The 22,571-nt window shown below is 48.8% G+C and carries 18 protein-coding genes and 1 pseudogene; 14 read left to right on the forward strand and 5 right to left on the reverse strand.

Annotated elements, in window-relative coordinates; all coding sequences use genetic code 11:
• Positions 1–4 precede the first annotated feature (4 nt).
• Positions 5–2,626: a mannosylglycerate hydrolase gene (mngB, locus tag AF331_RS16575; RefSeq protein WP_053429191.1), complete on the forward strand. Its 2,622-nt coding sequence runs from the start codon at positions 5–7 to the stop codon at positions 2,624–2,626.
• Positions 2,627–2,692: 66 nt separating this feature from the next.
• On the opposite strand, the gene AF331_RS16580 is transcribed toward mngB, so the two are convergent.
• Positions 2,693–4,393: a pyruvate oxidase gene (locus AF331_RS16580; protein ID WP_053429192.1), complete on the reverse strand. Its 1,701-nt coding sequence runs from the start codon at positions 4,391–4,393 to the stop codon at positions 2,693–2,695.
• Between the two features lie 113 nt (positions 4,394–4,506).
• Here AF331_RS16580 and gpmA point away from each other — a divergent pair, with 113 nt between their 5' ends.
• The 6 genes from gpmA to AF331_RS16610 all read left to right on the forward strand — a co-directional run bounded on the left by gpmA (position 4,507) and on the right by AF331_RS16610 (position 11,382).
• Entirely contained in the window at positions 4,507–5,262 is a 756-nt protein-coding gene (gene gpmA, locus AF331_RS16585) for a 2,3-diphosphoglycerate-dependent phosphoglycerate mutase (RefSeq protein ID WP_048007175.1), read from the forward strand.
• Between the two features lie 38 nt (positions 5,263–5,300).
• The gene (locus tag AF331_RS16590) at positions 5,301–5,825 is read left to right on the forward strand and encodes a GNAT family N-acetyltransferase (protein ID WP_053429193.1); all 525 of its coding nucleotides are present in this window, start codon (positions 5,301–5,303) and stop codon (positions 5,823–5,825) included.
• A 142-nt stretch (positions 5,826–5,967) separates the two neighbouring features.
• Complete coding sequence (locus AF331_RS16595; protein ID WP_053429194.1) at positions 5,968–8,517, forward strand: Spaf_1101 family AAA-like ATPase; 2,550 nt, start codon at positions 5,968–5,970, stop codon at positions 8,515–8,517.
• A gap of 172 nt (positions 8,518–8,689) precedes the next feature.
• Complete coding sequence (locus tag AF331_RS16600) at positions 8,690–9,547, forward strand: ABC transporter permease subunit (protein ID WP_327205428.1); 858 nt, start codon at positions 8,690–8,692, stop codon at positions 9,545–9,547.
• A complete protein-coding gene (locus AF331_RS16605) occupies positions 9,544–10,551 on the forward strand; it encodes an ABC transporter permease (RefSeq protein ID WP_053429196.1) in 1,008 nt (335 codons plus the stop codon). Before AF331_RS16600 ends, AF331_RS16605 begins: the two co-directional genes overlap by 4 nt.
• A gap of 51 nt (positions 10,552–10,602) precedes the next feature.
• Complete coding sequence (locus AF331_RS16610) at positions 10,603–11,382, forward strand: SDR family oxidoreductase (protein ID WP_053429197.1); 780 nt, start codon at positions 10,603–10,605, stop codon at positions 11,380–11,382.
• Positions 11,383–11,499: 117 nt separating this feature from the next.
• On the opposite strand, the gene AF331_RS16615 is transcribed toward AF331_RS16610, so the two are convergent.
• Positions 11,500–12,969, reverse strand: a complete 1,470-nt coding sequence (locus AF331_RS16615) for a glutamate decarboxylase (RefSeq protein ID WP_053429198.1) — start codon at positions 12,967–12,969, stop codon at positions 11,500–11,502.
• Between the two features lie 183 nt (positions 12,970–13,152).
• Positions 13,153–13,473: a hypothetical protein gene (locus tag AF331_RS16620; protein WP_053429199.1), complete on the reverse strand. Its 321-nt coding sequence runs from the start codon at positions 13,471–13,473 to the stop codon at positions 13,153–13,155.
• A 163-nt stretch (positions 13,474–13,636) separates the two neighbouring features.
• Here AF331_RS16620 and rfbA point away from each other — a divergent pair, with 163 nt between their 5' ends.
• From rfbA to AF331_RS23050, 7 genes and pseudogenes are all read left to right on the forward strand, one after another.
• Entirely contained in the window at positions 13,637–14,503 is an 867-nt protein-coding gene (gene rfbA, locus AF331_RS16625) for a glucose-1-phosphate thymidylyltransferase RfbA (protein WP_053429200.1), read from the forward strand.
• Complete coding sequence (rfbC, locus tag AF331_RS16630) at positions 14,500–15,042, forward strand: dTDP-4-dehydrorhamnose 3,5-epimerase (RefSeq protein ID WP_053429201.1); 543 nt, start codon at positions 14,500–14,502, stop codon at positions 15,040–15,042. Before rfbA ends, rfbC begins: the two co-directional genes overlap by 4 nt.
• Entirely contained in the window at positions 15,035–16,021 is a 987-nt protein-coding gene (gene rfbB / locus AF331_RS16635) for a dTDP-glucose 4,6-dehydratase (RefSeq protein ID WP_235576422.1), read from the forward strand. The genes rfbC and rfbB overlap by 8 nt, the downstream gene beginning before the upstream one ends.
• A 5-nt stretch (positions 16,022–16,026) precedes the next feature.
• Positions 16,027–16,848 (forward strand): dTDP-4-dehydrorhamnose reductase, encoded by an 822-nt coding sequence (gene rfbD / locus AF331_RS16640; protein WP_235576430.1) that lies wholly within the window; start codon positions 16,027–16,029, stop codon positions 16,846–16,848.
• 66 nt (positions 16,849–16,914) lie between these two features.
• Positions 16,915–17,580, forward strand: a pseudogene (locus AF331_RS23200) (class I SAM-dependent methyltransferase); the annotation flags it as partial.
• Positions 17,563–19,158: a glycosyltransferase gene (locus AF331_RS16645; protein ID WP_082347033.1), complete on the forward strand. Its 1,596-nt coding sequence runs from the start codon at positions 17,563–17,565 to the stop codon at positions 19,156–19,158. The pseudogene AF331_RS23200 and the gene AF331_RS16645, both read left to right, overlap by 18 nt.
• A gap of 87 nt (positions 19,159–19,245) precedes the next feature.
• The gene (locus AF331_RS23050) at positions 19,246–19,380 is read left to right on the forward strand and encodes a hypothetical protein (RefSeq protein WP_268787059.1); all 135 of its coding nucleotides are present in this window, start codon (positions 19,246–19,248) and stop codon (positions 19,378–19,380) included.
• A 141-nt stretch (positions 19,381–19,521) separates the two neighbouring features.
• On the opposite strand, the gene AF331_RS16650 is transcribed toward AF331_RS23050, so the two are convergent.
• Positions 19,522–21,039, reverse strand: a complete 1,518-nt coding sequence (locus AF331_RS16650; protein ID WP_053429204.1) for an ABC transporter permease/substrate-binding protein — start codon at positions 21,037–21,039, stop codon at positions 19,522–19,524.
• Positions 21,036–21,989, reverse strand: coding sequence for an ABC transporter ATP-binding protein (locus AF331_RS16655; RefSeq protein ID WP_053429205.1), 954 nt, complete (start codon positions 21,987–21,989; stop codon positions 21,036–21,038). Before AF331_RS16655 ends, AF331_RS16650 begins: the two co-directional genes overlap by 4 nt.
• Positions 21,990–22,571 lie beyond the last annotated feature (582 nt).

A 22,571-nucleotide genomic window follows, 5' to 3' on the forward strand; every position in this document is an offset into this window, starting at 1 on the left:
ATTCATGAAGAACGTACACATCGTCCCGCATATGCACTGGGACAGGGAATGGTATTTTTCCACAGAAGAATCTCGCATTCTACTGGTCAACAATATGGAAGAAATCATGGAAAAGCTCGAACGTGACCCGGAGTATCCTCACTATGTGCTGGACGGTCAGACTTCCATCCTGGAAGATTACTTCGCCGTTAAGCCGGAGAACAGGGAGCGTGTGAGGAGTCTGGTCCAATCAGGGAAACTGATTATCGGGCCGTGGTATACCCAAACGGATGAAATGGTGGTCGGCGGGGAGTCGATCGTCCGGAATCTCCTCTATGGGCACAAGGATTGCGAGGAATTCGGGGCACCGATGAAAATCGGTTATCTGCCCGATTCGTTCGGACAATCCTCTCAGATGCCCCAGATCTTCAACGGCTTCGACATCAGCTTCTCCATCTTCTGGAGGGGGACATCGGAGCGCCATGGAACGGATAAGACGGAGTTCTACTGGGAAAGTGACGACGGCTCAAAGGTACTCGTACAGCTGTTCCCCCTCGGATACGCCATCGGGAAATACCTCCCCGAGGATGAAGAGGCGTTGCAGAAGCGGATCGATAAATATTTCACCGTGCTCGATAAAGGGGCCACGACCGACCACATCATCCTTCCGAACGGCCATGATCAGATGCCGATTCAGCAGAATATCGATGTGATCATGGATAAACTCAGAACCCTCTACCCTGACAGGGAGTTTTTCCTTAGCCGCTATGAAAATATCTTTGCAGAGCTGGAGAAGGGGAATGATCTCTCCGTCCTGTCAGGCGAATTCCTGGACGGGAAATATATGAGGGTGCACCGGAGCATCTACTCGACGAGGATGGATATCAAAGCGGCCAACACACGGATCGAGAATAAGCTGACGAATATCCTGGAGCCCCTCGCATCCATCGCGTATTCCCTCGGATTTGAGTATCACCACGGACTAATCGAATTGATCTGGAAGGAGATCATGAAGAACCACGCCCACGATAGCATCGGGTGCTGCTGTTCGGATAAAGTGCATCGCGAAATCATGAACCGCTTCTTCCTGGCCGAGGAAAAAACCGATCAGCTCATTGAATTCTATAAGCGGAAGATCACCGATTCCATCGAAAACGAAACCGGAGAGGATCTGCTGACGGCGTTCAATCTTCTTCCGTATGATAGGGAAGAAACCGTCAAAGCCAGAGTCGTGACCAAGCTGAATGGCTTTGTCATGGAAGATTCAGCGGGTGAGAGCGTCAGCTTTGAAGTCTTGGGTAAAGAAATCCTGGATCCGGGTCTGATTGACCGGCAAATCGTTCACTACGGAAACTATGATCCATTCTATGAGTACGTCATCCAATGGAAGGACACGCTTTCGGCAATGGGGTATAAAGCATATAGGATCAAGGAGGCCGACCACGAATGCTCCGTCGCCGATTGGGAGGAACTTCACGACCATGCAGCGGAAACGGATCTGTACCGGATCAGCGTGAACGCTAACGGCACGCTGAAAATCTATGACAAGTGTGATGGAAGTGAAATCGATCAGGTGCTGCTTCTTGAAAACGGTGGAGATGATGGGGACGAATACGATTACTCACCACTTGAAGGCGAAGAACTCCTATACAATGCGGAAAACAAAGCAGACATCAGCGTAAGGCAGAACCGCTTTGGCGTCGAAATGAGCATCGGGGTGGCCCTGCAGGTGCCGATTGATCTCGAGAGCAGAAAAGCCGGAAAGCGTGACGGTGCCGTACAGGTCAACTGGCATATTGAGATTGCGAACGATGACCCAACGATCCGGATCAGGGCTGCCATAGATAATCAGGCAAAAGATCACAGGCTCCGTGCTTTGATCCCGACAGGCATTGCGTCGGCTGTATCCTGGTCTGACAATCAGTTCGGCATGATCAAGCGTGATGTCGTCGACGGGGCAATGGAAGTGTGGGAAGACCAGGATTGGGATGAGCGTCCTGATTCGATTTATCCGATGCTCGGATTTGTCGGTTTGACCGATGACATGAAGGGCGTCAGTCTTTTGACGAACAGCACACGTGAATATGAAATTGTCGGAGAGGCATACGACACCATTGCCGTCACGCTGTTCAGGAGTGTCGGTGTACTCGGGAAAGAAAATCTTGTAAGGAGACCGGGAAGACCATCCGGGATCAAACTCCCTACACCGGACTCCCAAATGATCGGGGCCCTGGATCTTGAGCTTGCCCTGTTGATGCACGGTGGCTCGTTGTCTTCTGCCCATGTGGGGCGCCAGGCGAAGGAGTATACGACTCCGGTCCATACGTATAATAAAATCCCGCATAATGCCATGAAGCTCAACCCGTCAGGGATCTTAACCCCTCATGAATACAGCCTTCTTGCGGAAACCTGCCCATCTGGCATCGTTCTCAGCACTTTGAAGAAGGCGGAGAAGGAGGAACGTCTCCTCTTGAGATTCTACAATCCGACAGACGACCAGGCGCAAGCGTCGTTTGCCTTCAATGATCAGGGGATCATACCGGTAGAGGCCAAATTGAGTGAAGAGCCGGTTGGTGAACTGAGCGTGCACGATGGCACCATCACATTGGATGTGAAACGGAATCAAGTCCGTACGGTGTTGTTCTAATAGAGGAAAAATAGAAAGACTGTCGATCGGCTTAAAAGCGATTGACAGTCTTTTTTGATGTAAGAATCACAGAGGAGGCAGGTCGATCTTCCCTTCCTCAAACAACTCCTTGATCATATGTTTCGTATACCCTGCTGCCTGGGAGAACTGGATTTTGGCCGGCATCGGGGCTTCTTCCGGATCCACAAGGACATCGATGATGCAGGCCTTGCGGTTCTGGACGGCCTGCTGGATCGCCGGCAGCAGCTGTTCAGGTCGTTCCACCCGGTACCCGTCCCCACCGCATGCTTCTGCGTAGCGGGCGAAGTCGGGGTTTTGGAGGTTGGTCCCGAATTCGATATTCCCCATGACCTCCTGCTCGAATTTGATCATAGCAATCTTATGGTTGTTCAGGACGATGACCACGATCGGCAGCTCATATTTCACTGCTGTGACGAAGTCGGCCATGGTCATGGCGAACCCTCCATCCCCGCACACGGCGAACACCTGTTTATCGGGGTGGGCAATCTGGCCGGCAAGGGCGCCAGGCAGACCGCAACCGAGTGTGGCGAGCCAGCTCGAGATCACGAAGGATTGATGGGTGATATGAAAGTGCCTCGCCATCCAGACGGTGACGTTCCCGACATCCACGGACAGGACGGCATCATCGGCTGCAACTTCCTGGAGGGCATGGATGACACGCTGGGGCTTCAAAGGGACGGACCCGTCTTCTTCCTGATGATCAAGCTTTGCCAGCCAGTGTTTCATCCGATCCTGGCTTTTTTCCAGGAATGAGCGATCTTCTTTCGTTGCCAGATGATCCGTCAGCCAGGAGAGGGTTGCACCGGCATCTCCGGCAAGACCCACATCAACGGGATAACGCTTCCCGATCTGGGCAGGGTCGATATCGAGATGGATCGTCTTCGCGTGCTCCGGCAGAAACGCCGTGAACGGGAAGGAGGTGCCGATCATGATGAGGGTGTCGGCTTCCAGCATGGCTTCATACGACGGCTTGGTCCCGATCAGGCCGAGTCCCCCGATGCAGTATGGATGCTTGTCAGGGATGACTCCTTTTCCGGGCAGGGTAAGCACGACCGGGGCCCCGATCTTCTCCGCGAATGAGAGGAGGGTATCACGGTGTCCATGGGCACCACGACCGGCGAGAATGACCGGTTTCGCAGCCTCTTCAAGGATCTTGTTCGCGTTGAGGAGATCGTCCTTCATAGGAAGGACAACCTGTTTAGCCGTGAACTGGGCGGTGACCCTGGCTTCTTTCCCGACTTCGAACCGCGGGATGTCGTCCGGAATCGTGAGGACCGATACCCCTTTCTTAGCATAGGCGGTCCGGATCGCCTGATTCACGACGGCGGGTAGCTGCTCGGCCGACATAATCCGTTGATTATAAACGGCCACATCATCGAACATCCGCTCCAGATTCACCTCCTGGAAGGAATCGGTCCCGATCAGGTCGGACTCCACCTGACCTGTGATGGCAAGGACCGGTGCATGGTCAAGCTTTGCATCGTACAGGCCGTTCAAGAGGTGGATGGCACCAGGGCCTGCGATGGCCATGCAGACCCCGAGTTTCCCGGTGAGCTTGGCATAGGCGGCGGCAGCAAGGGCACCCGCTTCCTCATGCCTGACCTGGATGAATTTGATTTTATCCTGTGCTTTCCGAAGGGGTTCGATGAGGGAGTTGATGGAATCTCCCGGCATGCCGTATATATGGTCGACGCCCCATTCAATGAGCATATCAATGAGCTTTTCCCCGGCCGTTTGTTTGAACATGATCCTATCTCCTTTCAATTCCAAGTTTCCCTTAGTGTGGATTTTCCTGTGCAAATTACTCCATAATTCTTTCTCAATAGGTGTATACTGTAAAAAAAACGTGGGTGATGACAATGAAGAAAATCGTATTCATTCGGCACGGAGAAAGTCAGTACAACCTTGAGAACCGTTTTACAGGCTGGATCGACGTGGATCTGACGGACGACGGGTACGCAGAAGCGAGAAAAGCTGGAGCCATCCTGAAAAAGCACGGAATAGGGTTCGATGTCGCACACACCTCCGTATTGAAACGGGCGATCCGGACGCTGTGGATCATGCTTCATGAGATGGACCTCGTCTGGATACCGGTGTATAAATCCTGGAAGCTCAATGAGCGCCACTATGGTAGGCTTCAGGGGTTGAATAAGGATGAGATCACGGAGAAGTTCGGGGAAGAGCAGGTTACGGAGTGGAGGCGGTCTGCAGATGTCAGGCCGCCTGCCGTGACGGATGACGCACACCAAAAGGATCGTGACGATCCCAAGTATGCGTCGGTCAGCGACGAAGACCTCCCCATGACAGAGAGTTTGATTGATACGGAAAAGCGAGCCCTTCAGTATTGGAAGGATGAGATCGTTCCGTGCCTTCGGGAAAACGAGCGCGTCATCCTGTCCGCTCATGGGAATACGCTGAGGGCCCTCGTGAAATATCTCGACGGGATACCGGATGACGGAGTGGCCGGGCTCAATATCCCGAACGGCATTCCACTTGTCTATGAACTGGATGATGATCTCACCCCTCTCCGCCACTATTACCTAGGGGAAGAAGGCGAAATGGAGCACAAGGATATCCCGCAGCACATACATGAGGACGATCATTGGATCGGGTGATGGGGATGCCTACTACATAGACAAAAGGAGGAAAAGGGATGGAGAACCTATCGATACGATTGCTGCAAGAAGGAGACGAAGGGAGCCTGTTGGCATTCGAGGAGGAGAATCGGGCGTTCTTCCAGGAATTCAGTGTCGGTCGACCGGATTACTTTTATACGCTGGCAGGGCAGCGGGATATGCTGAAAACAAGACTGGAGAGAAGTGAAGAGGACCAGGACTATCATTTTGGGATCTTCCTTGATGGGGGTGAACTGATCGGCACGATCGGTTTGTTCCGCATTGAACGGGGGCCAAGGCAGATGGCCATCATCGGCTACAGCCTGAGCCAGAAGCATAACGGCAAGGGATATGCGACCGAGGCCGTCCGGCAACTGGTCCGCTATGGGTTCGACGTCCTCGGCCTTCACCGGATCGAGGCCGGAGTGATGCCGAAGAATGGCGGTTCGATCAGGGTGTTGGAGAAGGCCGGGTTTGAGAAGGAAGGCATTTCGCGGAAGTCCGTTAAGATTAATGGGGCGTGGGAGGATCATTTGATTTTGGGGATTATAAAGGAGGATTGACTATCTTCTAGAATCAAAATCAAAAGATGATTTTAAGTGCATTTGATATATGTATTAAAAATTCTTTAGTCTGTAAAAATATAATTATTTTGAATATTGTGATAAAATAAAAATATAATTTGTTAGAATGGGGTAGGACAAATTGCAAGACACTGACTATTTAGAAGATATTATAAACCTTTTTCATTCCACGAAAGAAAGTTACGGAACATTAAAAAAATGTGAATTTCATTTTCACTCTCCAGCATCACATGATTATGAACTCATTCCAAATAATAGATATACAGACTTGAAAATTGAAGAGATTTTAGATTTTGCAGTGCGTCAGTCTTACTTAACAAAAGATAATAGTGAGAAAATAATTGAAGATATAGAGCATTATCAAGGTGAAGCATACTTTCATGAGTTAAAAAGTAGCAAGAAGCCTTTTGCTTCATTTAAAGAATATATCTCTTATATGTTGCTCGCCCATAAGTTATATCAGAAACAAATCGAGGTAGCAATACTTACAGACCACAATACTATTAACGGTTTCAAAAAATTAAAGTATGCACTGGAGGAATACTATAAGGAAAGGATTAAAGGTTGGGATTCTCAGAGACCGATATACCTATTTTTGGGTGTTGAGATCTCATGTTCAGAACAAAATCATTTGATTGGAATTTTTAATGAGAATGATTATGAAAAGGTCCAACAATTTTTACTGGATGTAGTTATTAGTGAAGAGGAAGGTACTTACTTAACCAGTGAACAACTTATAAAGGATATCACTAAAGACTTAGATGGACTTGCATATATTGCTCATTTAAATTCCAGTAATCTATATGGAAGTGGACTATATAATAAAACCTTGTTTTCATCAAATTTAATGAAAGTATTCGGACTAACTAATCTCAGTACTGAGAAAAGTCAACGTGGTAGAATAAAAAACTTCAATAAAGCTGCATCCAAAAATTTAGGGATTATCTATGAAGGTGATTCCCATTCTATAGAAACAATAGGTGTTAAAAATACTTGGATAAAGTTTAATAAAATTGATTTCCCTGCATTAAAGAAAGCATTTCACAACCATTCCATTAATATTTATACCGAAAAACCTCAGAAATCGGACACTTTTATTAAGGGAATGTTAGTTTTTCCAGGTGAAAAAGGATTCTTAATGAATAAACCTTCTTATCCCTCCAATGAACCTTTTTGCATAGATTTTTCGCGTGACTTAAACTGTATTATTGGAGGTAGAGGTAGTGGGAAAAGTACTATTCTAAATATTCTTGAGGCGGCCTTAACATTGGAAATTCAGGGTATGAAAAATTTGGAGTTCATTTCTCAGCATGAAAAAATATATATTATGTTTTTTCATAAGCAAAGTGATTATATATTAGAATTTATACCACAGAAAAGGGATTTAAGTAGAGAGTACTATGTTGAAAATATTTTATTACCCAATTCTTACATTGAAAAGAGTAAGGAGAAGTATTTACTCACAAAAGATTGGGTGAATTTATTTAAAGTGAGCGAGGATTCTTATACCACATTAACTCATGGAGATGTTGAAAGAATCTTAGGAAATATATATAGAAGATCTTATTCAATAAACAATATTATTAATTTGATCCGCCAAGGCAATGTAGATGAATTTATAAAAGAAATAATACTACATGGTTTAGATGGGGATAGTTTTTCTAATTACACAGATCAAATTAAAAATACTAAGGATAGGAGTTTTAATAAATTCCTTAGAGAAAACATTGATAAAATAATTGACTCTGCTACTGAACGTAAGGAAAGGATAAATAAAATAATTAATGGTTTTAACTTAAGATACAGTGAATTGTTAAAAGTAGAGTATTCGCCTAAGATAAAAAATACTGATTACTATCTACTTGATTTACTAAACTTAATAAGCTCAGAAGCACACGTTGAAAAAACATATCTTACTTGGAATGATGTTGCAAGATATATACAAAGCTTTTCTCAAAAACATGGATTTTTATTATTTATTAAGTTATTACTTCAGAAAAAGTTCGGAAAATTAGATGATATAATGCCGATTTCTTTCTATGTTGACACCACTGATTTACAGTTTAGTGATATAGAATCCAATTATGAAATAATTAATGAAGAGAATAAAATGCGTATTTTCCAAACAATATTTAACAAAATAACTATAGAGAGAAAGACAATTGAAACAAGTATTAATAAATGGCTTGAAGTAATTGATGAGTTCACTTTAATGTTTAATGTGAACTCTAAAGAAATAACTAGCAATAAAAGTTCTTACATGAAAGAGATAAGCGAAATGTCTTTAGGTCAACAAGTAGTAGCTGTATTATCTTTTTTATTTAATTTTGGTCACTATGCTAACGATAACACACCGCTTGTTATAGACCAGCCAGAAGATAATTTAGATAACCAGTATATTTACAAAAACTTGGTAGAGAGTTTGAAGAAAATAAAAAATAATAGACAGGTTATTGTTGTAACTCACAATTCTACAATAGTAACTAATTCTGATACAGAACAAGTAATTGTACTAGAATCAAATAATGAGAATGGGTGGATTGCCAATAAAGGGTATCCATCGGATAGAAAAATTGCAAAGCTTATTATTAATTGCCTTGAAGGTGGTATAGAATCATTTACCCATAAAATGCATACTTATTCTTTGTTTGTAGATGAACTTAAGGGTTAAATAATTTTAAAATGTACAATTTTATTTAGGGGTTGTTGTATGTATTTCTGAAAATGGTCTCTTTTAAAAAGTAATACATTCTGAGAGATCTATTGAAATTATTATGGGATCAATATATTTATTCAGTTAATTTATGTAACGAAAAGAAATTGGAGGATTAATTTTGAATGTAATGAAGCGATTCGCCTGGTTGCTCGAGCCGGTTCTGATCATTGCAGGAATTCTACTGGTCAGTGCCGGGTCTGGCCTGTTTAAAAACCAATCCCTCTCCTTCGCATCGTACGGACAAACCTTCCTGGATATGTGGGGGGATCTCTCTCATCCGTTTGATCTCGTATATACCATAACGCAAACGGAGAGACCGCTGTTTCCGGTCATCCTGCTGGCACTATGGAGCAGTATGCGGATCCTTTTTCTGGCGATTGCCATATCCCTTGGTGCCTCTCTTATTCTCTTAATCATCTATACGGTGTCCGGGCGGATCGTGAAAAATGCGATCAAATCCATCGCCGCCGTTCTCGAGTCGGTGCCGGATATCTTTGTCATTGCTACGCTGCAGCTCTTCATCATCTGGTTTTTCAAGAAGACGGGGATCCTTCTCGGTGATGTGGCTTCCCTCGATCCAAATGAAATCATCTTCCTTCCGGCCGTCACCCTGAGCGTACTGCCGACCTTCTTCTTCCTCGGTCTGATGATTTCATTCGTGAAAGAAGAGGAAGATCTGCCATATGTCGAGCTTGCCCGGAGCAAAGGACTGACAAAATACCGGATTCTGTTCATCCATATGATCCGGAACATCCTGGTCAGCCTGACGTACCACGGCAAGCAGATCGTGTGGATGATGCTGTCGAACCTGTTGATCCTCGAGTATCTGTATAATGTCTTCGGTGTCACGTCGTTCTTGTTCACCTATAATACGCCGGCGATCTTTGCCATCACGTCGATTCTGCTCTTTCTCCCGATCTATGGGGTGCTGAAGGCGATGCAGTTCACGGTGAAGCACCGGATCGGGAAGGAGATGAGTTTATGACGACGTTGAAAAATCGGCTGCTGATAGGGTTTGGAGCAGGGTTCATCCTTTTGATGCTGGGGTGGAGCATCCTTTTCCATTCCCAAGGATCCAAGATTCCTAAGACCGTCATGACAAACGGAGATGAGGGGTTCGCCGCAGCTCCGTTCAGCCCCTCATCCCAGATCATGTTCGGGACCGACCGGGACGGCTACCATATGTTCTATAAGGTGGTGGACGGAGCGGTGTATACCCTCGGTGCAGCGATTGCCATTTCCCTGGTGGCCTTCCTTTTGGCGTTTCTTGTCGGTGTCCTCATGGGATTCTGGAAGCCGGCAGTCAGGCGCTACTCCGATAAAGTGCTCATGGGCTTTTATTTCATCCCGCAGTCCATCATCGCCTACAACGTCCTGTATCCGTTGCTGTGGGAGACGGAGGAGGGCTTTATCACCACCTTGAATGAGCGGATCATCTGGACAATTCTGGTGCTCGCCTTCATCATGCTGCCGACGACGGCCATCCTGATTTCCAACGAAACAAAAGAAATTCTCGGCAAGGAATTCATTGCAGGTGCGCGGGTCCTCGGCGGCAGCCGGTTCTTCCTATTCTGGAAGCATGTGCTCCCCCATCTGAAGGGGCGGCTGTTCATCCTCTTCCCGAAACTCGTCATCCAGGCACTCCTGATCATCGCCCATCTCGGATTCTTCACGATTTACTTCGGGGGAACGGACGTATGCTATGATCCGGCCGGATGTGATCCACCTAAACCGTTCGTCCAGGAGTGGGCAAGCATCATGGGGACGAACTACAGTGAAATCTATAATGCCTGGTGGATCTTCATGACACCGATGCTGTTCTTCTCGTTGGCCATCATTGCCTTGACCGCAACAACGAAAGGACTGGAAGGACTCCTTGATCCTTCAGTCAAACCGCGAAAGAAAAAAGTCATTTCCTCCCATTCTCACGCTTCATCTGCTGTAACAGCGGAATCTTTCCATCGGGTCGGGAAGGAAGTTTCATCTTGAACCGAGAAGGTTATAGAGTGATAGAAGGGATACATAGAAGGAGGAAGCAAGATGAACTTGAATCTGAATGGAAAAGTGGCCTTGGTGGTGGCATCAAGCCAGGGGCTCGGCAAGGCCATTGCGACCCAATTTGTCAAAGAAGGCATGCGGGTCATGCTCACGAGCAGGAATGAGGGGACTCTGAAAGAGGTCAAGGAGGAGCTGAGTGCCCATGGAACGGTGGAGTATTGTCCGGCAGATATTACAAAGCCGGAAGAAATCACCCGCCTTGTGGAACAGACGGTGGACGTGTACGGGGGGATCGATGTCCTTATCAACAATGCGGGTGGTCCTCCTGCAGGGAGCTTCGAGCAGTTCAGCGATGAAGACTGGATCAATGCCTTCCAGCTCAATCTATTGAGCTATGTCCGTCTCATCCGGGAGGCCTTGCCTCATCTGAAAAAGGATGGAGGGCGCATCATCAATATCGCTTCTTCTTCCATCAAGGTGCCGATCCCGGGACTGATCCTCTCCAATACGTTCCGTACGGGGATGATCGGCATGGCGAAGACCCTTGCCGATGAGTTAGCAGAGTACGGCATCCTGATCAACACCGTAGCCCCAGGAAGGATCGCCACCGACCGCGTCGCCCATCTCGATTCGGTCAATGCGGAAAAGCATGGGAAGAGCGTGGAAGAGGTGGAGGAAGAGTCGAAGGCGAAGATCCCGTTGAAACGCTACGGGACACCGGAAGAGTTCGCCAACGTCGTCACCTTCCTTGTATCAGACGCCAACACCTATATGACCGGAAGCTCCTTCCTTGTAGATGGAGGCATGGTGAAGTCGATCTAATAACAACGGTCCCTAGGACTGAAAAAAGCACCCTATAGAACAGACCTGAGTCTGCCTATAGGGTGCTTTTTGGTGTAGTACCAGGAACTACTCAGTAGATCTGCTCATGTTTACCTTCTAATGATGAAACCCATTATCATACTTCGTATCATGTGGCATAGGTGCGTCCAGAGTATCGAGAAAAGCAACGGCCTGTTTGAGGTTCACCAAAAATAAATGGGCAAGGTCCATGGAGAAACCATTCCGGACCACCACCCGCATTATCGTCACCGTTTCCATGTCAGGAGGCAATGGATAGGCGGGGACCTGCCAGCCGAACACACGCATTTGTCTGGATAAATCAAATAGCGTCCAATGGGATGTGGCATCATCTCTCAGTCGCCAAGCGAAGACGGGTATATCGGAACCATCGGATAAAAGTTCGAACGGTCCCATATTCTGAATCTCCTTGCTCAGGAAGAGGGCAACGTTCTGTGAAGCCTTTTGGACCTCATAGTACCCTTCTTTCCCCAGACGCAGGTAATTATAATATTGCAGCAGCACTTGTGCGCCGGGTCGGGAAAAATTCAGGGCGAAAGTCGGCATGTTCCCGCCCAGATAGGAGACACGGAAGATGAGTTCCTCAGGGAGGTCCTTGGCTTCCCTCCAGATGATCCATCCCAATCCCGGGTAGACCAATCCATACTTATGTCCGGATACATTGATGGACTTCACCCTCGGCAGTTGGAAATCCCAAACCAGGTCAGGTTGAAGGAACGGTGCGATAAATCCCCCTGACGCTGCATCCACATGCATCGGAATGTTGAGTCCGGATTTCTCCTGCAGCTCGTCCAGTGCTTTGGCAATGGCAGCTATGGGTTCATACAGACCGGTATACGTTTCGCCAAGAATGGCGACTACCCCGATCGTATTTTCGTCCACTGCAGCGAGGACTCCCTCAGGATTCAATTGGGGATGCTCAGGGGTGACCTTTACATAGCGAGGTTCCACTTCCCAATAGTTCGCGAATTTTTCCCAAACGACCTGAACAGCAGAACTAAATACGATATTGGGGAGATCTACCGGTTTCCCTTCCTTTTCGCGTGCGTTTTGCCAGCGCCTTTTCAATGCCAGTCCTCCAAGCATACAGGCTTCAGACGACCCCGTTGTGGATACACCCATTGTTTTCAGGGGCTCGGGTGAATGCCAGAGATCGGCTAAAATGCGGACGCATCTCTCCTCGATTTGGGCTGTCTGCGGATATTCATCCTTGTCTATCATGTTTTTGTCGAATGATTGGGCATATAAACGCTCTGCGGCAGGCTCCATCCACGTGCTGACGAATGTAGCGAGGTTCAAGCGTGCATTGCCATCAAGAGTGATTTCATCATGGACGATCTGATAGGCTGTTTCTGGTAGCATCCCCCCATCCGCCAGATGAAGGCGGGGAATGGTGGATTCACCTTCGCGGGCAAACAGAGGGTTTATGGAGAGTTCGTGTGGAAGCTCCATTTCCATGTGATGCGGTAATCGTTGTTGCTGATCGGGCTTGATCTCTTTTCCTCCGTATGTATCGCTTTGAGTGTCTGCTTTTCGATCCTTGGACATAACAATCCCCCTTATCGATTGGTAACCATCATATTATGTGCTGAAAATAATGGGATTAACCAAGCGGTTGAAGGATCATTCGAATAATCGGTTGATCATTGCCGATATGAATGGAATCAAAAAAGATGACGCCTGCATTAAACAGGAATCATCTTCTTCCAGGAACCTCGTTGATTCCTTCATTCATGGCCCGGTGCCACATTGGATCATGTAAGTGTCATCCTGTTTTGGTGCATAGCAGACAGATGAAGTATCCCCGGTCGGACTATTAAAATCGAACCATTTTACATCATAGAGCTGGCCTAATTCAGCATCAACGTATTCGTTCTCGCTGATTCGTGCGAAGAAGCTTTGGTACGGATGGCCTTCTTGATAAATGCTTGCCCGCAAAGCAGATTCAGGCGAGCCTTGGCCGTGTACAACGGGCGCAAGGAAGGGAGGCAGGGCGATCAAGACCGCTACAGAAAGGAACACTAACAACAGGATTTTTTTCTTTTTGCTCATTGGTTTCTCCTATCATTTGATTAAGCGTGATTCTTAATATATTCGACAGCAATAGATATTTTCCTTTTTTTGGTTTTGTGCATGTGTGCTCAGCGGACCTTCTTTTTGCGCCTTGCATACGATAACACAGCAGAAATATCTTCTTATGTTGGGAGCGTTCCATATGAAAGGCATCATATTGGCAGGGGGGAGCGGTACGCGCTTGTATCCATTGACGAAATCAATCTCGAAACATCTCCTTCCCCTTTACGATAAGCCGATGATTTACTACCCCCTCTGTACGTTGATGGAAGCAGGAATCCGTGAAATCTTGATCATCTCGACGGAGCAGGATCTCGGTCGATACGAGCAGCTTCTCGGAGATGGGAGCACGCTCGGGATCTCGATTCGCTATGCTGTGCAACCTAAACCGGAAGGCATCGCTCAGGCTTTCATCATAGGGGAAGCTTTTATACGAGGAGAGCGTACCGCATTAATTCTCGGAGATAATTTATTCTATGGGCCGGGATTTCAGGACCCTGTATGGAACGAAGATGATGCCCTTGTCTTCGGGGCTAATGTAGAAGATCCGGAGCGATTCGGGGTGGTGGGCTTTTCGAGCGAAGGGCACGTTGAGTCCATCGAGGAAAAGCCGGCCTGCCCGAAGTCCGATTATGCCGTCGCAGGGTTGTATGTTTACAATTCCGACGTTGTCGAAGTCGCCAAAAGCCTGCGGCCGTCACGTCGCGGTGAGCTTGAAATTACGGATATCAACCGCTTCTACCTGCAATCGGGGGAGCTTTCGGTCCGTCTCCTCGGGCAGTATGATACCTGGATGGATGCCGGCACCCATGAGTCCCTTTTCAAAGCGTCGCAGTTTGTCAAAACGATGGAAGAGACGAGAAACGTGAAGATCGGATGTATCGAGGAAGTAGCTTTCTGCAAAGGGTGGATCACAGCAGGGGAACTGATGAAACTCGGTCATCCGTTACGCAATAATCCATATGGCCAGTATTTGATGAGGGTGGCTGGAAGGGGGAGTGCAGGATGAAGGTCATCGAGACCGATGTCCTTGGCGTGGTGGTGCTTGAACCACTCTTGTTCGGGGATCATCGGGGATATTTTTTCGAAAGTTACAATGAACGAACAGCAGGCATTCATGGATTGACGGCGAGGTTCGTCCAGGATAACGAATCCTTTTCAGAGAAGGCGGGTGTCCTGAGGGGGTTGCACTATCAAATCGGGGAACATGCTCAGGCAAAGCTTGTGAGGGTGGTTTCGGGGTCGATCTTTGATGTGGCGGTGGATATTCGTAAGGGATCGGAGACATTTGGCCGCTGGTTCGGGACGGTCCTCAGTGACCGGAATAAGCGGCAGCTTTACGTTCCAAAAGGGATGGCCCACGGCTTTTGCACGCTGGAAGCGGAAACCACCGTCCTTTACAAGGCGGACGCTTTTTATCACGCCGTGTCCGACAGGGGGATCCGCTGGGATGACCCTCATCTTGCCATCGACTGGCCGGTGGATGTGCCGATTCTTTCTGGCAAGGATGAAAGTCTGCCGAGTTGGGAGGATGCCGACTTTGAATAAGCACACCATCCTTGTTACGGGGGGAGCGGGATTCATCGGTCATCACTTCATCAACCATAGATTGAGAGAAACGGAGGACAGGATCGTGAATCTTGATTCCCTCACCTATGCAGGAGACCTTGGGGCGTTGAAAGAGTTGGAGGGGAATCCACGCTATGCATTCGCGAAGGGGGATGTGAACGACCTGAAGCTCGTCGATGATCTGATCAGGCGGCACAACATCAATCTGATCGTTCATTTTGCGGCAGAGTCCCATGTGGACAGGAGCATCGCCTCGGCATCTTCTTTCATCCAGACGAATATAGCCGGCACCCAGATGCTTCTGGATGCAGCGAGGAAGCACGGGGTCCGGTTCATTCACATTTCGACGGACGAAGTATACGGGAGCCTCGGGGAAACAGGGGTCTTCACGGAAGCATCCCCCCTTGCACCGCGAAGCCCCTATGCCGCCAGCAAAGCATCATCCGATTGCCTCGTCCTCGCCTGTTACCATACATTCGGCCTGCCAGTCAATGTTACGCGCTGTACAAACAATTACGGACCGCGGCAGTTCCCGGAGAAGTTCATTCCGAAGATGATCATCGAGGCACTGAGAGGGAATCCGCTTCCCCTCTATGGAAACGGGGAAAACGTAAGGGATTGGATCCACGTGCACGATCATTGCACGGCCATCGACGCTGTGATTGAAAAAGGGGTTGCAGGGGAAGTCTACAACATCGGGTCTTCCAATGAACGGAAAAACCTTGAGGTCGCAAGGTTCATCCTTGAGGAGCTCGAATTAGATGATAGCCGGATCACCTATGTTGATGACCGCCCCGGACATGATTACCGCTACGCACTCAATTCGGATAAGATCAGGAATGAATTGGGCTGGGCACCCCGATATGAATTTGAGGCGGCTTTGAAGAAGACGATCCGATGGTATAAGGAGCACCGCCCGTGGTGGGAATGGGTGTTGAAAAGGAGTGAGGGCCTGTGACGATCATGATCACGGGTGGATCAGGTCAACTCGGCAGTGAAATCATCCGGCAGCTGAGGGATGCGGGCCGGCCGTTCCTGGCACCGCAAAGGGCCGAATGCGATGTGACGGATGTGAAGCAGACCAAGGACTTCGTATACCGGTGCTCCCCTGATATCATCATCCATTGTGCGGCGTTCACGGATGTGGAGCGGGCGGAAGAGGAGCAGGAACGGGCTTTTCTCGTGAATGCAACGGGAACCAAACATATTGCGGAAGCAGCGAGTGCGGTCGGTGCCGTGTTGGTATACATCAGCACCGACTATGTCTTTGATGGGAAGAAGAAGGACCCATATGGGGAGGGGGATCATCCGGTTCCCTTGAACGTCTACGGAAGATCCAAGCTTGCCGGCGAAGAGGCTGTTAGGGAGGCGATTTCGCGGCATTATATCGTGCGGACGTCCTGGGTGTTCGGCGGAGCGGGGCCGAACTTCATCAAGAAGATCTTGACCTTATCGAAAACGAAGGACACCCTTAAGGTCGTGGACGACGTCATGGGCAGCCCGACGTATACCGTAGATCTCGCCGGGGCCATTCTTCGCCTGATTCAAACGGATCGATTCGGGACCTTCCATCTCGCAAATGGAGGGGCATGCTCGTGGTACGACCTGGCTGCTGAAGCCATCCGGCTTTCAGGAAGTGGGACAACGATCCTACCATGCTCTTCAGAGGCTTACCCAAGCAAGGCAGTCAGGCCACGGTACTCTGTGCTCGGCAACCATAAAACGCAGCCCCTCCCGCAGTGGCAGACTGCGGTCAAGCGCTATCTAGCATCCATATCGGTTTAAGATATAATGCACGTTTTTTCACATACCTTGTAATGAGGTATGTGTTTTTTTGAGAGGAGGAGGGAGATGAAAGGCTGGGATTATCGTTATGCGACATTTGACGTTGACGAAGCGGAGGAATTGCCTGCAGGTGCCATCCGATATGGCCCGTGGTCCGGTCATCGCTTGTTCGCATATGATCTTGTACGCTACCTTGCTCCTGCATGCATCGTGGAGCTCGGCACTCAATATGGAACGTCATTTTTCAGCTTTTGTCAGGCGGTGAAGGATGGAGAAATGCCCTCCATCTGTCATGCCGTGGATACATGGGAAGGGGATCCTCACGCAGGCTATTACGGGGACGATGTATACGCAGGCGTCAAAGCGGTGACGGAAAGGGAGTTCCCCGGAATCGGCAAGCTTCTGAGGAAAACCTTCGATGAAGCCCTCGAGGAGTTCGAGGACGGATCCATTGACCTTCTTCATATCGACGGATACCACACATATGAAGCGGTCAGCCATGACTACACCACGTGGCTGCCGAAGCTGTCGGAGAATGGGGTCGTCCTCTTCCACGATACTTATGTGAGGGGCCGGGACTTTGGCGTATACAAATTCTGGGCGGAGCAACAGGGGACCCCTCATATCGACTTCACCCACAGCAACGGACTTGGGGTCCTCTTCCCTAAAGGGATCAGTGCCCAGCAAGAACATATGCTCATCCGGAAAGGAGAAATGGTAGAGGTTTACCGGGGGACCGACCGGATCGGACGCCTCAGGCGGAACAATGAAGAGGGGGGAGTGGAGCCCTCCATGTTCACGGCCTATCTCTATATCTCTGATTCTTATACCGATCACTATCTTCACATCATCTTCAATCGCCTGATGGAAAAGGGAATTGATATCGTTCTGTGCGATGCCGATGCGTCACAGCCGGAAATAGATCCAAAGCATCCGCGTGTGTATGTATCCATAGGGGAGGACTGGGAGGAATTCAAAGGATTGAACAGCCTGCCCCTTGAGGAGCGCAGGCGATGGATCCATGTGAAGTCGGGAGAGGAGATCGAGGCGGATCATCTCTTTCACTGCTGGTTGAAGCGGACGGATCCCCTGCCTGAAGGGGAGGAGATTTCCATTCCTTCCACCATCAGCGACCGGCCCCTCGTGTCAGTCTTCACGGCAGCCTACCGGTCGGGAAACAAAATCAGGCGGCCCTATGAATCTCTCTTGAAGCAGACCTATACGAACTGGGAATGGGTCATCGTGGATGACTCCGGTGACGAAGATGAGACGTACCAAACGGCTCTGGTGGGCCTTGATGACTCAAGAGTCAGGCGCTACCGGCCAGACGGATCGTCCGGATATATCGGAGCGGTGAAACGGTATGCGGCAAGCTTGTGCACCGGGGAAATCCTGGTGGAGGTTGATCATGATGACGAGCTCACGGAGGATTGTCTGGAGAAAATCGTGTCGGCCTTCCAGGCGAATCCCGAAGCCGGATTTGCCTATGGGGATTGTACGGAGGTCCATGCCGACAATCTTCACGCCCATTGGTACGGGTGGGACAGCGGCTACGGCTATAACCTGTACTACCGGGTGTGGATCCATAAGATGAAGCGCTGGCAGAACGTGAATAAGCACACGGCCCTTAATGGAACGACCATCAGGCATCTCGTCGGCCTTCCGAACCATCCCCGTGCATGGAGGCGGGACTGCTATCATCTCATCGGTGGGCACAGGGAGGAGCTGCTCGTGGCAGATGACTATGACCTTCTCGTCCGGACGTTCCTGTCTACCCGTGTCGTGGCCATCCCGGACCTTCTCTATATCCAATACCGGAACGCAGGTGGGAGCAATACGACGTTTACAAGGAACAAGCAGATCCAGCTTCTCGTGCAGCAGCTTTACCTCTATTATGGGGACCGGATCGGGGAGAGGCTCGAGTCCCTTGAACTGCCCCGTGAGATTCCATATGACCGGATCTGGAAGCGGAAAACGGATGATGCCGGTGTGAAGACGGCTCATCTCATCCATGAGAGGGAGGATCGTCGCTCATTGTTATTCCCCATCCCTCATGAAGAAGAAGAGTATGATCACACTCTTCTTCTTGAAGCACTCAGGGAAGGCCTGGAAACCGGATTCTCAGATCATGAGATTGTCATCGCCGGAAGGATCCCGCATCTTGTGGAAACCTACGCGGCCAATGCACCGATGGGGGCGATCAGGTGGTGGCCGATGGAAGTGGAAGATGATTGGGAAACCTGTCTCCGGTATGCTTCTTACATGGCTTCGTGTAAGGAGAAGGTGGTTGTGGGAAGGGGAGGGACTTAAAGGAGGGACAACGCTCAATTTACCTGATACAAAAAATCCTGAAAATGGTACAATCAACACATCAATGCGTTTTCAGGAGGGTGTTTTATGGTCGGAGGAGACATTGTATTTCAATTGATCATGCTCATCATGCTTGGGACATTGGTGGTTGCCACCATTTATGTCGCACGCTCCATCATCAAAGGCAAACAAAAGAGGAGTCACGAAGAAGCGCGACTATGATCAATTGAGGGTAAGCTTGATGATATGATAGCGGTCATTGAAAAAAAGAAGCCGGAGTGAATCGGTATTTAGACGATCCGATGGGCGAGAGAAATAATAAAACCGGACGCGCCAGCAAATGGCCGTCCGGTTTTATTTATTTTATTGAATCAGCTTATTCTCCTTCAAATACTCTTCAGCCACTTCTCTTGCAGAGCGGTCTTCGACGGAAACCTGATAGTTCATTTCCCTCATCTCGTCATCCGTGATCTTACCGGACAATTTGTTGAGGATGTCCTCAAGCTCTGGGTATTCTTCAAGGAGCTCCTCTTTCATGATCGGGGCACCCTGATACGGAGGGAAGAGGCCCTTATCATCTTCGAGTACTTTCAGGTTGTATTTCTCGATTTCAGGATCAGTGGAGTAGGCGTCGGCCAGATTGATCTTGCCTGAATCAATGGCTGTGTACCGCAGTTCGGGCTGCATGACCTTCACGGATGGGAACTCGATGCCATAAAGTTTCTGGATGCCGGGGTAGCCGTCGTCCCGCTCAGGGAATTCCGGTGTGAATCCAGCCTTGATGCTGCCCTGGATGGCCTTCAAATCGGAAATGGTCTTCAGGTCATACTGCTGTGCCAGCTCCTCGGAAACGGCAAGGGCATAGGTATTGTTGTACTTCATCGGCTCAAGTAACGCGAAGCCGAGTTTATCCTTTGCACCTTCCTTCGCCTGTTTATAGACGTCCTCCTCGTTGGTGCTTTCAGGTGATTCCTTCAGGAGATCGGCAATGACGGTCCCTGTGAATTCAGGGTAGATGTCGATATCCCCGGACCTCAGGGCATTGAACATGAAGGTGGTCGGCCCCATATTCGGCTTCACCTCAACCGTGATGTTGGTTTCATCTTCAATCAGGAGCTTATACATATTCATGAGGATCTCCGGCTCGGGTCCAAGCTTCCCGCCGATGACAAGATCGGCTTCCTTCGGTTTTAAGAAGGCGGAACCTCCGATGATCAAGAAGGCGATGACGATGACAGATGCCACCGATATCAGGGATTTCTTGAATGATAGCCTTCCGATGATCCGCAATAGGAAATCGAAGAAAAGCGCCAGCAGGGCAGCGGGGATGGCACCGAGAAGGATCAGATCGGTATCGTTACGGCTGATCCCGACGGTGATGAGATCCCCGAGCCCACCGGCTCCAATCAAGGCGGCGATTGTCGTCGTGCCGATGATGAGGACCATCGACGTCCGGATCCCGGCCATGATGACAGGCATGGCAAGTGGCAGCTCGACTTTGACCAGGCGCCTCCAGCTGTTCATCCCGAGGCCCTTTGCCGCTTCTGTCAAGGCGGGATCCACTTCATTGATACCCGTATACACATTCCTCAGGATCGGGAGGAGCGCATAGGCGACAAGGGCGATAATGGAAGGGACGGTCCCGATACCCACTAGGGGAATCAAAAGTCCGAGGAGGGCCAGCGACGGAATCGTCTGGAAGACGGCCGTGATGCCGATGATCCCTTCGGCAATCTTTTGCTTCCGGGTCAAATAGATGCCCAGTGGAATTGATATGATAAGGGCAAAGAACAAGGCAATGAATGATATTTCGATATGCTGTAAGAGGTCATTAAGCAATTCGCCTTTGCGGTTATTGAACGTATCCATTAATCCGTTCATCCAGTTTCACCCGCTCTCGTCCCAGCAAGATGCCGGATGATGGTTTCCCTTGAAACGTACCCGACGGGGGTCCCATCTTTTTTCACGATGGCAATCTCTTCATGTGCGAGTGCTGAAAGGGTTTCGTGAATCGTACTGTCGATGGGGATATATGCCCGGTCCACATCCAGCGGTTCCTCAATCGGTGAAAGGATATCGGCCAGGTTGAATTCATTCTCAAGAGAATGACCTTTTCCACCGATGAAATCCCTGACAAATTCGTTGGCGGGTTTCTGGATCAGCTCTGCAGGTGTCCCTACCTGTGCGACTTCTCCATCCTTCATGAGGCAGATGCGATCTCCGAGCTTCAGAGCCTCCTGCATGTCATGGGTGACAAACACGATGGTTTTTTTGATTTCCTTCTGAAGGGCCAGGATATCATCCTGTAGCTTTTCCCTTGTGATGGGATCTAGGGCACTGAATGGTTCATCCATCAGGATGAATTCAGGGTCTGCTGCAAGGGCACGTGCAACGCCGATGCGCTGTTGCTGACCACCCGATAATTCACCAGGCTTCCGGTCCTTATAATCAGCAGGATTAAGACCCACCATCCGTAAAAGCTCATCCACACGCTTGCTTGTCTTTTCTTTCGGCCACTTCTTCATCTCGGGTACGATGGCGATATTCTCCTCGATGGTCATATGTGGGAACAGTCCGATATTCTGTAGCACATACCCGATGTTCCATCTCAGCTCGTGCACATTGTATGTACTGACTTTCTCATCATTGATATAAATCGTCCCATCAGATAACTCAATGAGCCGGTTGATCATTTTGAGCGTCGTTGTCTTTCCGCATCCACTCGGACCGATCAGCACAAAGATTTCTCCATTTGGAATCGTGAAACTGACTGAGTCCACTGCCTTCTTATTTCCGTCAAATACTTTTGAGACATTCTCAAATCGGATCATTTCTTACCTCCCTCTTATACAATAAGTAACGTACTCCTTAAAATGGAGCCTACCTAATAAGATTCCTTTTATTCATACAAGATAAACGCCTTTTCAACGTAAATAAGGAGCAAACATGCAAGAAAATATCTCGAATTAAAAGTTTTTTCTCCTAAACCATTGACATTGAAAGAGCATCCATCATATAATTATCTCGAATTAAAGATATTTTAATTCAGAGTAAAAGATGGAATAAAGAACAAACTATTGAAAATAGTATAAATGCTACGAAGACCGTTCCTTTCCGCTACAGGCACTTGCTTTCCACGGGGAGGAAGTCGAGCCTCCTCATTCTTGCGGGGTCTCGAACATCCCTCTATTCCCGTAGGAGTCAAGTACCTTCCGCTCCAATGCACTCTGGGTATCATCTCAGTTGCGAAAGAGTGGAAGGAGAGCAGGATCATTTCAGAAAAGAAATCAGAAATCGTTTTTGAATGAGTTACACCCATCAAGGTCTGTTAGGAACACTCACTTTAAATCATCGAAAAGTGAGTGGTAGCGGAGGGGTGCCGACTCCTGCGGAAAAGGAGGGAAGGTTGAGAC

Source organism: Rossellomorea marisflavi (genome assembly GCF_001274775.1).
Classification (GTDB): domain Bacteria; phylum Bacillota; class Bacilli; order Bacillales; family Bacillaceae_B; genus Rossellomorea; species Rossellomorea marisflavi.

Excerpts from the sequence above, each read along its gene's own strand:
- mngB (WP_053429191.1), top strand. The coding sequence starts at position 5 with ATGAAGAACGTACACATCGTCCCGCATATGCACTGGGACAGGGAATGG.
- AF331_RS16580 (WP_053429192.1), bottom strand. The coding sequence starts at position 4,393 with ATGTTCAAACAAACGGCCGGGGAAAAGCTCATTGATATGCTCATTGAA.
- gpmA (WP_048007175.1), top strand. The coding sequence starts at position 4,507 with ATGAAGAAAATCGTATTCATTCGGCACGGAGAAAGTCAGTACAACCTT.
- AF331_RS16590 (WP_053429193.1), top strand. The coding sequence starts at position 5,301 with ATGGAGAACCTATCGATACGATTGCTGCAAGAAGGAGACGAAGGGAGC.
- AF331_RS16600 (WP_327205428.1), top strand. The coding sequence starts at position 8,690 with ATGAAGCGATTCGCCTGGTTGCTCGAGCCGGTTCTGATCATTGCAGGA.
- AF331_RS16605 (WP_053429196.1), top strand. The coding sequence starts at position 9,544 with ATGACGACGTTGAAAAATCGGCTGCTGATAGGGTTTGGAGCAGGGTTC.
- AF331_RS16610 (WP_053429197.1), top strand. The coding sequence starts at position 10,603 with ATGAACTTGAATCTGAATGGAAAAGTGGCCTTGGTGGTGGCATCAAGC.
- AF331_RS16615 (WP_053429198.1), bottom strand. The coding sequence starts at position 12,969 with ATGTCCAAGGATCGAAAAGCAGACACTCAAAGCGATACATACGGAGGA.
- AF331_RS16620 (WP_053429199.1), bottom strand. The coding sequence starts at position 13,473 with ATGAGCAAAAAGAAAAAAATCCTGTTGTTAGTGTTCCTTTCTGTAGCG.
- rfbA (WP_053429200.1), top strand. The coding sequence starts at position 13,637 with ATGAAAGGCATCATATTGGCAGGGGGGAGCGGTACGCGCTTGTATCCA.
- rfbC (WP_053429201.1), top strand. The coding sequence starts at position 14,500 with ATGAAGGTCATCGAGACCGATGTCCTTGGCGTGGTGGTGCTTGAACCA.
- rfbD (WP_235576430.1), top strand. The coding sequence starts at position 16,027 with ATGATCACGGGTGGATCAGGTCAACTCGGCAGTGAAATCATCCGGCAG.
- AF331_RS16645 (WP_082347033.1), top strand. The coding sequence starts at position 17,563 with ATGGTAGAGGTTTACCGGGGGACCGACCGGATCGGACGCCTCAGGCGG.
- AF331_RS23050 (WP_268787059.1), top strand. The coding sequence starts at position 19,246 with ATGGTCGGAGGAGACATTGTATTTCAATTGATCATGCTCATCATGCTT.
- AF331_RS16650 (WP_053429204.1), bottom strand. The coding sequence starts at position 21,039 with ATGAACGGATTAATGGATACGTTCAATAACCGCAAAGGCGAATTGCTT.
- AF331_RS16655 (WP_053429205.1), bottom strand. The coding sequence starts at position 21,989 with ATGATCCGATTTGAGAATGTCTCAAAAGTATTTGACGGAAATAAGAAG.